At 69.2% G+C, this 15119-nt stretch carries 16 protein-coding genes; 12 read left to right on the top strand and 4 right to left on the bottom strand.

Features of this window, described 5'->3' with window-relative positions; translation table 11 throughout:
* The first annotated feature begins 286 nt into the window (after nt 1-286).
* Genes AC1DSO_RS17750 through murD form a run of 8 tightly spaced genes read left to right on the top strand, consistent with a single transcriptional unit; the run spans nt 287 to nt 9286 of the window.
* Entirely contained in the window at nt 287-754 is a 468-nt protein-coding gene (locus AC1DSO_RS17750) for a division/cell wall cluster transcriptional repressor MraZ (RefSeq protein WP_477070086.1), read from the top strand.
* Nucleotides 751-1686 (top strand): 16S rRNA (cytosine(1402)-N(4))-methyltransferase RsmH, encoded by a 936-nt coding sequence (rsmH, locus tag AC1DSO_RS17755; RefSeq protein WP_477070087.1) that lies wholly within the window; start codon nt 751-753, stop codon nt 1684-1686. Before AC1DSO_RS17750 ends, rsmH begins: the two co-directional genes overlap by 4 nt.
* Nucleotides 1683-2138, top strand: coding sequence for a cell division protein FtsL (gene ftsL, locus AC1DSO_RS17760; RefSeq protein WP_477070088.1), 456 nt, complete (start codon nt 1683-1685; stop codon nt 2136-2138). Before rsmH ends, ftsL begins: the two co-directional genes overlap by 4 nt.
* Nucleotides 2135-3907 (top strand): peptidoglycan D,D-transpeptidase FtsI family protein, encoded by a 1773-nt coding sequence (locus AC1DSO_RS17765; protein ID WP_477070089.1) that lies wholly within the window; start codon nt 2135-2137, stop codon nt 3905-3907. Before ftsL ends, AC1DSO_RS17765 begins: the two co-directional genes overlap by 4 nt.
* Nucleotides 3904-5364, top strand: coding sequence for a UDP-N-acetylmuramoyl-L-alanyl-D-glutamate--2,6-diaminopimelate ligase (locus AC1DSO_RS17770; protein ID WP_477070090.1), 1461 nt, complete (start codon nt 3904-3906; stop codon nt 5362-5364). The genes AC1DSO_RS17765 and AC1DSO_RS17770 overlap by 4 nt, the downstream gene beginning before the upstream one ends.
* Nucleotides 5357-6745 carry a UDP-N-acetylmuramoyl-tripeptide--D-alanyl-D-alanine ligase gene (locus AC1DSO_RS17775; RefSeq protein ID WP_477070091.1) on the top strand — a complete coding sequence of 463 codons (1389 nt, stop codon included), beginning with the start codon at nt 5357-5359 and terminating at the stop codon, nt 6743-6745. Before AC1DSO_RS17770 ends, AC1DSO_RS17775 begins: the two co-directional genes overlap by 8 nt.
* A complete protein-coding gene (gene mraY / locus AC1DSO_RS17780; RefSeq protein WP_477070092.1) occupies nt 6745-7857 on the top strand; it encodes a phospho-N-acetylmuramoyl-pentapeptide-transferase in 1113 nt (370 codons plus the stop codon). The genes AC1DSO_RS17775 and mraY overlap by 1 nt, the downstream gene beginning before the upstream one ends.
* 13 nt (nt 7858-7870) lie before the next feature.
* A complete protein-coding gene (gene murD, locus AC1DSO_RS17785) occupies nt 7871-9286 on the top strand; it encodes a UDP-N-acetylmuramoyl-L-alanine--D-glutamate ligase (RefSeq protein WP_477070093.1) in 1416 nt (471 codons plus the stop codon).
* A 152-nt stretch (nt 9287-9438) separates the two neighbouring features.
* Here the strand turns inward: murD and AC1DSO_RS17790 are convergent, their stop codons facing one another.
* Nucleotides 9439-10455, bottom strand: coding sequence for a sensor histidine kinase (locus AC1DSO_RS17790; protein WP_477070094.1), 1017 nt, complete (start codon nt 10453-10455; stop codon nt 9439-9441).
* 136 nt (nt 10456-10591) lie between these two features.
* Here AC1DSO_RS17790 and AC1DSO_RS17795 point away from each other — a divergent pair, with 136 nt between their 5' ends.
* On the top strand, nt 10592-11023 hold the full coding sequence (locus AC1DSO_RS17795; protein ID WP_477070095.1) for a thioredoxin domain-containing protein: 432 nt from the start codon (nt 10592-10594) through the stop codon (nt 11021-11023).
* On the opposite strand, the gene AC1DSO_RS17800 is transcribed toward AC1DSO_RS17795, so the two are convergent.
* Nucleotides 11020-11904: a LysR substrate-binding domain-containing protein gene (locus AC1DSO_RS17800; protein ID WP_477070096.1), complete on the bottom strand. Its 885-nt coding sequence runs from the start codon at nt 11902-11904 to the stop codon at nt 11020-11022. The genes AC1DSO_RS17795 and AC1DSO_RS17800 overlap by 4 nt on opposite strands.
* 119 nt (nt 11905-12023) lie before the next feature.
* Here AC1DSO_RS17800 and speB point away from each other — a divergent pair, with 119 nt between their 5' ends.
* Nucleotides 12024-12842 carry an agmatinase gene (gene speB, locus AC1DSO_RS17805; protein ID WP_477070097.1) on the top strand — a complete coding sequence of 273 codons (819 nt, stop codon included), beginning with the start codon at nt 12024-12026 and terminating at the stop codon, nt 12840-12842.
* Here speB and AC1DSO_RS17810 read toward each other — a convergent pair.
* Both AC1DSO_RS17810 and AC1DSO_RS17815 read right to left on the bottom strand, forming a co-directional pair.
* Entirely contained in the window at nt 12839-12970 is a 132-nt protein-coding gene (locus AC1DSO_RS17810; RefSeq protein WP_477070098.1) for a hypothetical protein, read from the bottom strand. The genes speB and AC1DSO_RS17810 overlap by 4 nt on opposite strands.
* 1 nt (nt 12971) lies before the next feature.
* Nucleotides 12972-13331: a DUF6481 family protein gene (locus AC1DSO_RS17815; RefSeq protein WP_477070099.1), complete on the bottom strand. Its 360-nt coding sequence runs from the start codon at nt 13329-13331 to the stop codon at nt 12972-12974.
* A gap of 238 nt (nt 13332-13569) precedes the next feature.
* Here AC1DSO_RS17815 and AC1DSO_RS17820 point away from each other — a divergent pair, with 238 nt between their 5' ends.
* Entirely contained in the window at nt 13570-13845 is a 276-nt protein-coding gene (locus AC1DSO_RS17820) for a hypothetical protein (RefSeq protein WP_047412969.1), read from the top strand.
* Nucleotides 13846-13946: 101 nt separating this feature from the next.
* A complete protein-coding gene (gene ftsW / locus AC1DSO_RS17825) occupies nt 13947-15119 on the top strand; it encodes a putative lipid II flippase FtsW (RefSeq protein WP_477070100.1) in 1173 nt (390 codons plus the stop codon).

Below are 15119 nucleotides of genomic sequence, written 5' to 3' on the forward strand. Positions count from 1 at the left end.
GCGGGGGAGGTGGCGCGGCGCGAATACGCGCCGTGACGGAGGGGGCGTCCAGCCGCGAAATCCACATCCAATGGGACGAACTGGGACGCCATCTCGCCTCCACTCAACGAGTTCTGTGTATGTTCTGTGGATTAACTATCACGCCCAGTGAAGAAGGGGTGCGACACCTTTGAAATGTCGATGAAACGGGCCTTGGTGTCATTGTCTCCCAGTTCATCCCATGTTAACCCAATTTGCGTCGGGGCGGGCTTGCCGACCGACCTGGGTCTGGCGGGGTTCGGCTTTCGTGTTTCTCTCGACGTTCGAGAAACAGCTCGACAGCAAGCGGCGCATCGTTGTGCCGCAGGAGTTCCGCGCGGCCGTCTCCGGCCTGTTCGACGGGATCTTCTGCTTCCCCGCGATCGAGGCCGATTGTCTGGAAGCTGGCGGAAAACCTTTGTTCGACCGTTATTTGGGCGTGATCGAGGAGCTGCCGTTCGGCGATCCGACCCGCTCGGCCCTGGAAGTCAGCATCCTGGGCGGCATGGCCAAGCTGTCGTTTGATACAGCTGGTCGCATTACGCTTCCCGACCAGCTGTGCGAAATGTGCGGTCTCACGGATTGGGTGACCGTCGTCGGTATGGGTGAGCGTTTTCAGATCTGGTCGCGCGAGGCCTTCCAGGCCCATCGCGCGGCGCAACGTGACCTGGCCCGGGAAGGCCTGGCGGCTCTGCGCACGCAACAGCGCGTGGCCAAGCTGGGGAGCGCGTCGTGAGCGAAGCGCCGCACGTCTCGGTCCTGCTGGACGAAGTGGTCCAGGCCCTGGGCGCCAAGCCGGGCGAGACGATCATCGACGGCACCTTCGGGGCGGGCGGCTATACCCGCGCGATCCTGGCCACCGGCGCCAGCGTCGTCGGTTTCGACCGCGATCCCACCGTGCAGCGCTTTGCGGAAGGGCTGCCAGCCGACCGCTTCCGCTTGATCGGTGACCGCTTCTCCCAGATGGCCGAGCACTTCGAGCCGCAGTCGGTCGACGGCGTGGTGCTGGATATCGGCGTGTCGTCCATGCAGCTGGACGAAGCCGAGCGCGGCTTCTCGTTCATGCGCGACGGCCCGCTGGACATGCGGATGAGCGACACCGGCCCGACGGCCGCCGACCTCGTCAACGAGCTGGACCACACCGAGCTGGCCCGTATCCTCTACGTCTATGGCGAGGAGCATGCCTCGCGCCGCATCGCCAGCTTCATCGTCAGGCGCCGCGAGGAGCGCAAGTTCGAGCGCACCCTTGACCTGGCTCACGTGATCGAGCGCGCCCTGGGCGGTCGCAAGGGCGCCAAGGTCCACCCCGCCACCCGCTCGTTCCAGGGACTGCGCATCGCGGTCAATGACGAACTGGGCGAGCTGGAGGCCGGCCTCGCCGCCGCCGAGCGCATTCTGAAACCGGGCGGTCGTCTCGCGGTGGTCACGTTCCATTCGCTGGAAGACCGCATCGTCAAGAATTACCTGGCCGAGCGGGCCGGGCGCACGCCGGGCGGCTCGCGCCACCTGCCGCAGGCGCCGGCCGGCGCGCCCGCCAGCTTCCAGCTGATCGCCAACAAGGCCATCGCCCCGGGAGAGGCCGAACTGGCCGTCAATCCTCGCGCGCGCTCGTCGAAGCTGCGCGCGGCCGTGCGCACCGAGGCGCCGGTCTGGGAGGCCGCGGCATGAGCGTCGCCGGCGTCTTCAATCGCCGCGTCCGCGGGTTCCGGGTCGTCGAGGTCGTGGGCCTCTGCATCCTGATCAGCCTGGTCACCAGCGTCTATCTGGCCAAGACCTTCGCCGGCAGCGAGCGTCAGGAGATCGGCCGCATCGAGCAGGAGATCCAGGACGAGGCCGTCCGCAAGCGCCTGCTGGAAGCCGAGGTCGCCCACCTGGAACAGCCGCGCCGTATCGAGCAGCTGGCGCAGATGATGCAGCTGAAGCCGATCGCGCCGGACCACGAGATCACCGAGGACGCGCTGATCGACGTCGCCCGTCGCCGTGACCTGCCGCGCGCGCCGGTGGCCGCCGTGCCGGTCGCGCCCGAGTCCCTGGCCACCGACGCGCCCGAGGCTCTGCCGGACGACGCTTCGGTCCCGCCGCCTCCGCCTCCGCCGCCGCCGCAAGGGGGGCTGGAATGAGCCTCTCCAACCTGGGTCCCAACGGCTTCCAACCCGCCGCCTGGCGCTGGCTGATCGAGCGCGTCTGGCGGTTGGAGCACGCGTTCGAGCGCTCGCGGGCCGCCGCCAAGCCCGAAGACGACACCCGCATCCGCATCTTCCTGGTGATGGCCTTCTTCAGCCTGTGCTTCGTCGGCGTGGCGCTGGGGGCGGGCTGGGCGGCGCTGTTCTCCCACGCGGGGCAGGGCACGGGCTATGCTCAAGGCGCCGACGGCGCGCGCGGCGACGTGGTCGATCGCAACGGCAAGCTGCTGGCCGTCGACCTGGCCCACTACGCCCTCTACATCGATCCGCGCGAGGTCTGGGACGCCAAGGAGACCCGGACGGCGCTGGGCAAGGCCCTGCCGCAGGTTCCCGCCAAGCGCCTGGACAAGGCCGTGTTCGGCGATCACCGCGCCTTCGTCCTGGGCGGGCTGACCCCCGACGAGAAGGACGCGGTCTTCAATCTCGGCCTGCCGGGCGTGTCGTTCGAGGAGCAGGAGCGGCGGATGTATCCGCTGGGCGCGACGGCCGCGCACCTGATCGGCTTCGTCGACAGCGGCGGCAAGGGTCTGGCCGGCGCCGAGCGCGCTCTGGATGATCCGATCCGCAAGGCCGCCGGCCTGGACGGCGGCGCGCCGACCCAGCTGTCGATCGACGTGCGCGTGCAGGCCGCCCTCGAGGACGAGCTGCGCAAGGCCGCCCAGGAGTTCACCCCGAAGGGCGCCGTGGGCCTTGTCACCAATGTCCACACCGGCGAGATCCTGGGCTTGGCCAGCTATCCCGACTACGACGCCAACAAGGCCGGCGACGCCACCGACGACCAGCGCCTGAACCGCGCCGCCGCGGCGGTCTACGAGATGGGCTCGACCTTCAAGGCCTTCACCGTGGCCATCGGCCTGGACACCGGCGTGGCCACCGCGTCCTCGACCTTCGACGCGCGCGAGCCGTTCAAGTTGGGCTATCGCACCATCCACGACTACCACGCGGCCAAGGCCATCCTGACCCTGGTCGAGGTGTTCAAGCACTCGTCGAACATCGGCACGGCCATGCTGGCCGAGCGGATCGGCGGCGAGCGCCTCAGCCAGTACTTCACCAATCTGGGCCTGACCAAGCCGGCCAAGGTCGAGCTGCCGGAGTCGGCGCGGCCCCTGACCCCGCGCAAGTGGGACCAGGACGCGGTGGCCTCCACCTCGTTCGGCCACGGCATGAACGTCAGCCCGCTGGCCCTGGCCCAGGCGATGAACGCCATCATGAACGGCGGCGAGCTGTTGCCCCTGACCATCAAGAAGATGCCGCCGGGCGTGCGCCCCGAAGGCCGACGGGTGCTCTCCGAGAACACATCGATGGAGATGCTGAAGATCATGCGCGCCAACGTCGTGCCCGGCGAGGGCGGCAGCGGCGGCAAGGCCGACGTGCCGGGCCTGTCGGTCGGCGGCAAGACCGGCACCGGCGAGAAGTACGACCCCTCGATCCGCGGCTACAATCACCAACGCCAGGTCTCGTCGTTCGCGGCGGTGTTCCCGACCGACGGCGCGCTGGAGGCCGACCGCTACTTCGTGCTGATCCTGCTGGACGAGCCGCACGGCACGGCCAAGACCTTCGGCTTCTCGACCGGCGGCTGGGTCGCCGCGCCGGCCGCCGGCCGGGTGATCGAGCGCATCGCGCCCTTCCTGGGCGTTCAACGCAAGACCGAGCTGGTGACCATCGCCAGCCCATCCAAGCCGGCTGCTCCGGAGGCGGGACTATGACCAGGCGTCTGTCGGAACTGTTCAACCGTCCGTTTACCAGCGACCCGCTGATCGCCGGCGTCACCGCCGACAGCCGCAAGGTCACGGCCGGCTGGCTGTTCGCCGCCCTGCCGGGGACCAAGGTCGATGGCCGCGACTTCGCGCCGGGCGCGGTGTCCAAGGGCGCCGCCGCCGTGCTGGCCCCCGAGGACGGGCTGGAGGGCCTGGGCGTGCCGGTGGTCCGCTCCGAGGACGCCCGCCGCGCCTACGCCCTGGCCTCGGCGGCGTTCTGGGGCAAGCAGCCGGCCATGTGCGTGGCCGTCACCGGCACCAACGGCAAGACCTCGGTCGCCGGCTTCGCCCGCCAGATTTTCGCGAAGCTTGGTCACAAGGCCGCCAGCATGGGCACCCTCGGCGTGGTGGTCAGCGAGGCCGGCCAGCCCGACCAGCAGCTGACCCCGCCCGGCCTGACCACGCCCGACGCCGGCGACGTGGCCGAGATGGTCGCGCGCCTGGCCGAGATGGGCGTCACCCACTTGGCCCTGGAAGCCAGCTCGCATGGCGTCGACCAACGCCGCGTCGACGGGGTCAAGCTGCACGCCGCCGGCTTCACCAACTTCACCCAGGACCACCTCGACTATCACGGCTCGATGGAGGCCTATCGCGCCGCCAAGCTGCGCCTGTTCGACACCCTGACGCCGACCGGCGGCACGGCGGTGCTGAACGCCGACAGCGAGGCCTTCCCCAACTTCGCCGCCGCCGCCGTCACCTCGGGCCAGAGCGTGTTCTCGGTCGGCGAGGACGGCCAGGGCCTGCGCCTGGTCACCCGCACCCCGACGCCGGAAGGCCAGCGCCTGCTGATCGAGGCCGCAGGCGCGGCCTACGACATCCGCCTGCCGCTGGCCGGGGCCTTCCAGGCTTCGAACGTGCTGGTCGCCGCCGGCCTGTGCATCGCCGCCGGCGAGGACGTCGCCAAGGTGCTGAAGGCCCTCGAAACCCTGGAGGGCGCGGCCGGCCGTCTGCAGCGCGTCGGCCGTGGGCCGCGCGGCGGCGAGGCCTATGTCGACTACGCCCATACGCCCGACGGCCTGGAGACGGTGCTGGAAGCCCTGCGCCCGCACACCGCCGGCAAGCTGATCGCCGTGTTCGGAGCCGGCGGCGACCGCGACCGGGGCAAGCGTCCGCTGATGGGCGCCATCGCCGCGCGCCTGGCCGATGTCGCCATCGTCACCGACGACAATCCCCGCTCGGAGGATCCCGCCTCGATCCGCGCCGCCATCCTGGACGCCGCGCCCGGGGCCAGCGAGATCGGCGACCGCCGCGCCGCCATCCGCGCCGGCGTCGAGTTGCTGCGCGAGGGCGACGTGCTGGTCATCGCCGGCAAGGGCCACGAGCAGGGCCAGATCGTCGCCGGCGTCGTCCATCCGTTCGACGACGTGGCCGAGACCCTGGAAGCGTTGGAGGGCGTGGATGCCTGAAGCGCTCTGGACGGCTGAGGAAATCGCGAAAGCCGTTGGCGGCGAGGTCGCTGGCGACTTCACCGTGACCGGCGTCTCGATCGACACCCGCTCGGTCGAGCCGGGCGACCTGTTCGTGCCGCTGGTCGGCGCGCGGGACGGTCATGAGTTCGTGCCGCAGGCCGTGTCCGCTGGTGCGACCGGCGTCCTGGCCGCCAAACCCGTCGTCGCGCCTGCCGTGATGGTCGCGGATACCTTCAAGGCGCTGGAAGCCCTCGGTGTCGCCGCCCGCGAACGAGCGCCCCAGTGCAAGCGCGGCGCGGTGACCGGCTCGGTCGGCAAGACCAGCGTCACTCGCGCCGTCGAAGCGGGCCTGCGCCTGGCCGGCAAGGCCCACGCCTCGGTGAAGTCGTACAACAACCACATCGGCGTGCCCCTGACCCTGGCTCGGATGCCGCGCGACACCCAGCGCGCCGTGTTCGAGGTCGGCATGAACCACGCCGACGAGATCACCCCGCTCAGCCAGTTCGTCCGCCCCCACGCGGTGGCCATCACTACGGTCGGGCCGGTGCACCTGGAGAACTTCGCCGACGGCGAGGAGGGCGTCGCTCGAGCCAAGGCCGAGATCTTCGCGGGGCTGGAGCCCGGCGGGATCGCGGTGCTGAATGCCGACAACCCGTGGTTCGAGTTGCTGCGCGCCGAGGCCGCCAAGGTCGGCGCGCTGGTTTGGAGCTTCGGCGAGGCCGAGGGCGCGACCGCGCGCCTGACCGGTTTCGCGGTGGAAGGCGAGGGCGCCACGGTCTCCGTCGAACTGCGCGGCGAGGCCCTCAGCTTTCCGATCCGGCAGACCGGCGTCCACTGGGGCCCCAACAGTCTYTGCGTCCTGCTGATGCTGGAAGCCCTGGACGTGCCACGCGAGACGGCCCTGGCCGCGCTGGCGGCCTTCGCCCCGATCGAGGGCCGCGGGGCCGAGAAGACGGTCCGCATCGACGGCGGCGCCTTCACCCTGGTCGACGAGAGCTACAACGCCAATCCGGTCTCGATGCAGGCCGCGCTGAAGACCCTGGGCGCGCGCAAGGTCGCCGGCCGCCGGGTCGCGGTGCTGACCGACATGCTCGAATTGGGCGAGGGCAGTTCGCGTTTTCACGCCGAGCTTGCAGAGCCGATCGCGCGTGCAAACGTTGACGTGGTTTTTCTGGCAGGCGTCCACATGAAATCGCTGTGGGAGGCGCTTCCGCCGACTCGGCGGGGCGGTTACGCGGAAGTTACCGAAAAGTTAACGACGGCGCTGGCGGGGGCGATCAAGCCTGGCGACGTGGTGATGGTGAAGGGGTCGAACGGCTCCAGGGCCGGCGTTCTCGCTGGAGCCCTGGCCGCGCTCGATCTTGGGGAACAGGGCTGATGCTGTACTTCCTGTACGAATGGCTGGCGCGCACGCAAGAGCACGTCCCGGCGCTGAACCTCTTGAAATACCTGACCTTCCGGTCGGGCATGGCCATGCTGACCGCCTATATCGTCGCCGTGGCRATGGGCTCGCGCTTCATCCGCTGGATGAAGGCCAAGCAGGGCAAGGGCCAGCCGATCCGCACCGACGGCATCGCCCGTCACGTCACCGAAAAGGCCGGCACGCCCACCATGGGCGGCTTCATGATCCTGGCCGGGCTGTTCGCCGGCGCCCTGCTGTGGGCCGACCTGCGCAACATCCACGTCTGGGTCGTGCTGCTGGTAACCGGCAGTTACGGCGTGCTGGGCTTCATGGACGACTACGCCAAGGTCACCAAGCAGACCACGGCGGGCCTCTCCAGCGTCCAGAAACTGATCGCCCAGTTCATCGTGGCCATCGCCGCCACCGTGATCCTGATCCTGTTCGCGCCCAAGTCGCCGATGACGCCGGGCATGGAGACCAGCGTGGTCTTCCCGATCTTCAAGGCGCTGGTGGTCAATCTGGGCTGGTTCTACGTGGTGTTCGCGGCGGTGACGATCGCCGGCTTCTCCAACGCCGTGAACCTGACCGACGGCCTGGACGGCCTGGCCATCGTGCCGGTGATGTTCGCCGCCTCGACCTTCGGCCTGATCGCCTACCTGGTCGGCAACTACAAGTTCGCCGACTATCTGAACCTGCACTTCGCGCCGGGGGTCGGCGAGCTGGCGGTGCTGTGCGGCGCGATCATCGGCGGAGGCATGGGCTTCCTCTGGTACAACGCCCCGCCGGCCAAGATCTTCATGGGCGACACCGGCTCGCTGGCCCTGGGCGGCGCGCTGGGCGCGATCGCCGTCTGCGCCAAGCACGAGCTGGTTTTGGGCATCGTCGGCGGTCTGTTCGTGGCCGAGGCGCTGTCGGTCATGATCCAGGTCGCCTACTTCAAGAAGACCGGCAAGCGGGTCTTCCTGATGGCGCCGATCCACCACCATTTCGAGAAGCTGGGCTGGGCTGAATCCACCGTCGTGATCCGGTTCTGGATCGTGGCGATGATGCTGTCCTTCGTCGGCCTCGCCACGCTGAAGCTGCGTTAGGAGACTCGAGACCATGATCCCCGTCCGCGGATTCGAGGACAAGACCGTCGCGGTGTTCGGCCTGGGCCGGACCGGACTGACGGCCGCGCGCGCCTTGATCGCGGGAGGGGCCAAGGTCGCCCTGTGGGACGAGAAGCCGGAGAGCCGCGAAGCCGCGGCCGCCGAAGGCTTCCCCGTCGTCGACCTGCAGGCCGCCGACTGGAGCCAGTTCGCCGCCCTGATGCTGTCGCCGGGCGTGCCCCTGACCCATCCCAAGCCGCACTGGACCGTCGACAAGGCCAAGGCGGCCGGGGTCGAGATCCTGGGCGACGTCGAGCTGTTCGCCCGCACGGTCAACGCCGCGCCGATCCACAAGCGCCCGAAGATCATCGCCATCACCGGCACCAACGGCAAGTCGACCACGACCGCCCTGATCGGCCACCTCTGCGCCTCGGCCGGGCGCGACACCCGGATCGGCGGCAATATCGGCCAAGGGGTCCTCGGCCTGGAGGACATGCACGGCGGCGCGGTCTATGTGCTGGAGCTGTCGTCGTACCAGCTGGACCTGACCTCCAGCCTGCATCCCGACGCGGTGGTGCTGCTGAACATCTCGCCTGACCACCTGGACCGTCACGGCGGCATGGACGGCTATATCGCCGCCAAGCGCCGGATCTTCCTGAACCAGGGCAAGGGCGACACGGCGATCATCGGGGTCGACGACGCCTGGTGCCAGCAGATCTGCACCGAGATCACGGCCGCCAACCGCCGGACCATCTGGCCGATCAGCGCCGGCAAGGCCATGGGCCGGGGCGTCTACGCCCTGCAGGGCGTGCTCTACGACGCCACCGGCGAGCGGGTCGTCGAGGTCGCGGACCTGCTTCGGGCCCGCAGCCTGCCGGGCCGCCACAACTGGCAGAACGCCGCCGCCGCCTACGCGGCCGCGCGGGCCATCGGCATCCCGGTCCACGATGCGGTCGATGGCCTGATGAGCTTTCCGGGCCTAGCCCACCGGATGGAGACGGTCGGCAAGCTGGGCCGGGTCCGCTTCGTCAACGACAGCAAGGCCACCAACGCCGACGCCGCCCGCCAGGCGATGTCGTCCTATCCGAAATTCTATTGGATCGCCGGCGGCGTCGCCAAGGCCGGCGGCATCGAGGACCTCAAGGACCTCTTCCCGCGCATCGCCAAGGCCTATCTGATCGGCGAGGCGGCCCAGCCGTTCTCGTGGACCCTGGCCGGCAAGGCCGAGGTCTCGCTGAGCGTCACCTTGGAGAAGGCAGTGCAGCAGGCCTATGCCGACGCCGCCGCCAGCGGCGAAGACGCCATCGTCCTGCTCGCGCCCGCCTGCGCCTCGTTCGACCAGTTCAGCGATTTCGAAGCCCGGGGCGAGGCGTTCCGCGCGGCGGTGAACGGGCTGGCGGTGAGCGGCGGCAAGGCGGCGGTGGCGTAAAACGATCCGCCCGTCCTGGGGCGGCTTTCGACCCTAGGCGGACGCTCCCCAAACCCCTCTCTCAGAGAGAGGGATTTCCGGATGTCCGTTCCCCACCCAAAGCCGCCGTTTAGATCTTCCGATGCCGACGCCGACCGTCGCCCCACGCTCCCTCACCCCAGCGGCATGAACGCGTCGATCTTGTCCAGGGCTGACAGCGGCGAGCGGATTGAGCAGCGCAGGCCTTCGGACCGGTAGTCGACCGCCACGGCGCCGCCCAGCTCGTTGGGCAGGGCCAGTTCGACGATCCGCGAACCGAAGCCGCGCCGTTCCGGCTTATGCACCGTCGGCCCGCCGCGCTCGGCCCATTCGATATAGAGCTGGTCGTTGGACTCGACGTGCCAGCGGATGTCCACGTGGCCGCCAGGGGCGGAGAGGGCGCCGTACTTCAGGGCGTTGATCGCCAGTTCGTGGAAGGCCAGGGCCATGACCACGGCGGGCTTGGGCGAGACCTTCAGGTCCTGACCGGTGATGGTCAGCTGGCCGGGATTGGAGCGGTAGGGCGTCACTGAGCCGTCGACGATCTGGCGCAGGCTGGCGGCCGACCAGTTTTGGTCCGTCAGCACGTTGTGGGTGGCGGCGATGGCCATCAGCCGGCCCTCCAGGGCGTCGCGCACCGAGATATCGACGCCGGCGTTGCGCAGCGACTGCTTGGCGATCGACTGCACGGTGGCCAGGGTGTTCTTGACCCGATGGTTCAGCTCGTTGACCAGCAGCTGGCGATGGCTTTCGGCCAGGCGCTCGCCGGTGACGTCGCGCGAGGTGGCCAGCACGCGGATGACGCGCTCGCCCTCCAGGATCGGCGAGACGGTGGTGTCCCACCAGCGCGGCGAGCCCTTGGCCGTGGGGCAGGGAGCGCGGAAGGCGACGGCGTGGCCTTCCAGGGCCGTCCGCAGGGCCTGTTCGACGGTCTCCCGGCTCTCGGGCGGCCACATGTCGGGCCAGTAACGACGCCGGTTGCGGCCGTCGAAATCCTCGATCTCGAACAGCGCCTGGCCCTGGGCGTTCATGTACTCGACGACACCGTCGGCGCTGATCACGCGGATACAGTCCTGGCTGGCCTCGACGACGCTGAGGAAATAGGCCCCCGCGCCTTCCAGAACCGTTTTGTCAGCGCCTTCGTCAGCCACCAGTCATCCCTGCCGCCGCGCCCATGATCACCGGCTGGCGGACGATTACAAGCCATGCGTCTCCTCTTATAGGGGAACAGCGTTCGACGGACGGGTGTTCGGCCTTCAGTGTTCGGCGGCGAAGGAGGCCGGCGCCATGTCCCAGATCGCCTGCGTGGCTTGCGGAGCGGGCAATCGCCTGCCGCAGGACCGCGATCCGCTCTCGGCCAAGTGCGGCCGCTGCAAGGCGGCGTTGTTCACTGGCGCGCCGACGGCTGTGACCGGCGCGGCGCTGGACCGCCACCGCCGCCTGACCCCGGGCGTGGCCCTGCTGCTGGACGTCTGGGCGCCGTGGTGCGGGCCGTGCCGAACCATGGCCCCGCACTTCGAGGCGGCCGCGCGCCAGCTGGAACCGGCCGTGCGGCTGCTGAAGCTGGACTCCGAGGCCGAGCCCGCCGCCGCCGGGGCGCTGAATGTCAGCAGCATTCCCACCCTGATCCTGTTCAAGGACGGCGCGCCGGTCGCGCGTCAGGCGGGCGCGATGAGCACGGCCCAGATCGTAGACTGGACGCGGCGGGCGCTGGGCTAGGCGACCAGTTCCGCGACCAGCGCCTTGACCCGCGCGGTGTTCGCCAGGGTCGGGCGGGTCACCGCCTGGATACGGCGTGTCAGGGCCAGGTCCGCGACGGGCCGGCCGGCGACGCCCTCCGCGCCCGAGAACGTGAAGGCCATCTGCGGGGCGAAGCCGACGCCCAGGCCCGCCGCCACCATCCGCAGCATCAGGTCGTAGTCGTCGATGGTGTGGACAATGCGGGGCGAGAAGCCGGCCAGGGCGCAGGCGCGCTCCGCCAGCCGATGATCGTCCGACTGGCGCGAGCCGACGATCCAATCGGCCTCGGCCAGGTCGCGGAGCTCGACAGGGCCTCCGCCGGGCCGATCGGCGGGCAGGGCCAGCAGCACCGGCTCCTCCAGGATCGGAAAGGTCGATAGCCCGACCGCGTCGCCGCGCGGCGTCAGGCTGTAGGCGAAGTCGATCGCCAGGTCGCGCCGGCCCTCGCGCACCGCGTCCAGGGAGTCGATCGGCTCTTCCTCGCGAACCGTCACCTTCAGGCCCGGCCAGCGCGCGCGCAGGCGCAGCACGGCGGGCAGCAGTCGGGCCTTGGCGAAGCTGGGAAAGGTCGCGACCTCCAGGTCGCCGTCGGGGACCCCGCGGGCGGCGCGCAGGTCCAGCTCGGCCGCCTCGACGGCCTGCATGATGGTTTCGGCGTGGGCGGCCAGTCTTTGGCCCTCGGCGGTCAGGCGCACGCGGCGGCCGATCCGCTCCAGCAGCGGGGCGCGCGCCTCGCGCTCCAGGATGGCCAGCTGCTGCGACACCGCTGAGGAGGTCTGACCCAAGGCGTGGGCGACGGCGGTCATGGTCCCGAGGCGGGCCAGTTCGCGCAGCAGACGCAGGCGGGCGAGGTCGAGCATGGCGTATCTCGTAGAAAAGCTTACTGAGATTATTAGCACATTGAAGTGGAGCTAACAAAGCGCCGGCCCTACGAACGCCCTGCGGCCATGGCCGTCCCGTTCAATTTCCGAGGCCGAAGATGACGAGCGTTTCCCTGCTGGGCGTGCCCCATGACGACTATTCCTCGCACCTGAAGGGCGCGGCCGGCGCGCCGGGGCCGATCCGCGAGGTGCTGTGGTCCGACGCCTACGGGCTGGTCAGCGAGACGCGGGTCGACCTGGGCGAGCCCGAGCGGCTGATCGACCACGGCGACGTGGTCTTCGACCCGGCGACCGATCCTTGGGACGCTATCGAGGCGCGGGTGAGCCAGGTGCTGGAAGCGGGACATCCGCTGATCAGCCTGGGCGGCGACCACGCGGTCAGCCATCCGATCCTGCGCGCGACGCGCAAGCGCCATCCGCGTCTGACCATCGTCCATATCGACGCGCACAGCGATCTCTACGACGTCTATCAGGACAATCGGCGGTCGCACGCCTGTCCGTTCGCGCGGATCATGGAGGAGGGGCTGGCCGACCGGCTGATCCAGATCGGCATTCGCTGCGTGAACCCGCACCACGACGCCCAGATCGCCCGGTTCGGCGTGGAGGTGGTCACGGCGGATCTCTGGCGGCGCAGCCTGCCGCTGAAACTCGATACGCCCGTCTATGTGTCGCTGGACATTGACGCGCTGGACCCGGCCTTCGCGCCCGGCGTCTCGCATCCGGAGCCAGGCGGCCTGTCGACGCGGCAGGTGATCGACATCATCCAGGCCATCGATCAGCCGATCGTCGGCGCCGACATCGTCGAATACAACCCCAGCCGCGACGTGAACGGCCTGACCGCCGGGGTGGCGGCCAAGCTGCTCAAGGAGATCGCCGGCATGATGGTCCGGACGGGCGTCCGGACAAGCCCGAGCTAGGCGTTCTCGTCCGAGGGCTGGTCGTCGCTGGGCGGAGGGCGCTTGGCGGCGGCTTTTTCGGCGGCCTTGGCCGCCTTCTGGCGCTCGCGTTCCTTGCGCTCGAAATCGTAGTTGGGTTTACGGGCCATCTTAAGAGCGCGCCTTCCGTGCGGCGTAGCGCGCGTCGCGCTTGGCCTTGGCTTCGGCGTTGGAGAGCGCCTTGCGTTCCTTGCGCTCACCGCGCTTGGCGGTCAGCGCGTCGGCGGCGAGGGCCGCATCGGCGTCGACAATGGCTTGGGCGGTGTCGGCGGCGGCTTGGCGCACGGCGGCCTTGGCCACGGCCCGCTCCTCACGCACCTGGCTCAGTTCGGCGGTCCGCATCGCGGCGCGCTCGGCGAACTGAGGGTCGGTGYTGGACGCGCGCGGCTTGAACTTGGCCAGCAGGGCCGCCTTGGCGTCGGCGGCGGTCTTCTGGCGTTGCGCGTGGCCGATGTCTTGCGATGAGTGCATGAGGTCTTTCGTGAAGCGCGGCTCTAGGCGAACCACGAGACCGGGTCTCAAACGATTTGAGACAAGCCAAAGCCAAGCTTCAATGAAGTGGCGAGAAGCCGGCGGCCCGATCGATTTCTGGAAAATCCACTATGCGCGAAGTTCTCGCTAGGGCGCAATGTCTTTTTGAGTTTTATTTTTGCGGATGCGGCGAAATTTGGAGTAATGATCGCTCTTCGTAGTTCTCGGTGTGTATTCCATGGCTTTCGGCAAGGTTTCCAAGGCGCCCCGCACGGGCGCCGGCGCATTGATCCTCGAGCGCGAGGAGCGGGCGGTGGCCTTCTCCGTGCTGTTCGCGGACGGCCAGGGCGCCAAGCGCGGCGGCAAGGGCAGCATCACCGCCGACGCCGAAGTGCTGCGCCAAGCCTTCCGCAGCGGTGAGTGCCGGCTGGTCCTGGACGACGGCGTCGCCCTGCGGATCGCGGTGATCGCCCATACCGACGGCGGCGACACGGCCTATTTCGAGCTGCGCTGAGGTCCCGGCGACGGGGGCGCCCAGCGCTTTTCGCCGCATGTCCACGGACTTAGGCCGGCCAAGCAAGATTTGATTAACCCTGCGGTCGGACTCTCCCGGTCATGGCCTCCAACGCGACACACGCCTTCGCCCGCACCGACCGCACCGCGCTCGGCATCTGGTGGTGGACGACCGATCGCTGGCTGCTGGGCGCGACGGCCCTGCTGGTGACGCTCGGGATGCTGCTGTCGTTCGCCTCGAGCCCGGCGGCGGCCCAGCGGATCGGCATCGGCGATCAGTTCCACTTCGCCCTGCGCCAGTGCGTGTTCGCCAGCGGCGCGGCGGTGATCCTGCTGACCACGTCAATGTTGTCGCCCAAGGGCATCCGGCGCTCGGCCTTCTTCATCTATATCGCGGCCATCGCCATCATGATCGCCCTGCCGTTCATCGGTCACAACGCCAAGGGCGCCACCCGCTGGCTGCAGTTCGGCGGCTTCACCCTGCAGCCGTCCGAGTTCATGAAGCCGGCCCTGATCGTGCTGGTCTCGTGGATGTTCTCGGAAGGTCAGAAAGGCGAGGGGGTGCCGGGCGTCTCGATCGCCTTCCTGCTCTATTTCATCGCCGTGGCCCTGCTGCTGATCCAGCCGGACGTCGGCCAGACCGTGCTGATCACCATCGCCTTCGGCGCCGCCTTCTGGATGGCCGGGGTGCCGATCTCGTGGATCATGGGCCTGGGGGCGGTGGCGCTGGCGGGCCTGGGCTCGACCTACTTCCTGTTCGACCACGTGCACGCCCGGGTGCAGAAGTTCCTCAGCCCCGACCAGGCCGACACCCATCAGATCACCCGCGCCGCCGAGGCCATCCGCGCCGGCGGCCTGTTCGGGCGCGGCCCGGGCGAGGGTGTCATGAAGCGCCATGTGCCCGACCTGCACACCGACTTCATCTATTCGGTCGCGGCCGAGGAATACGGCCTGATCTTCTCGTGGGCCCTGATCGGCCTGTTCGCCTTCGTGGTGGTGCGCGGGCTGTTCAAGGCCATGAAGCTGAACGACTCGTTCGAGCAGGTGGCGGCCGCCGGCCTGTTCGTGCTGGTGGGCCAGCAGGCCATCATTAACATCGCGGTGAACTTGAACATGATCCCGACCAAGGGCATGACGCTCCCGTTCATCAGTTACGGGGGCTCCTCGATGCTCGCCATGGGTTTGACGCTGGGCATGGCCCTGGCCTTGGTGCGCAAGCGCCCCGGCGCTTATGGGGCCAGCGGCGAGTTCGGCGCCGACGGCGCGTTCGCCTGA

It is taken from the genome of Caulobacter sp. P4_E5, assembly GCF_056401555.1.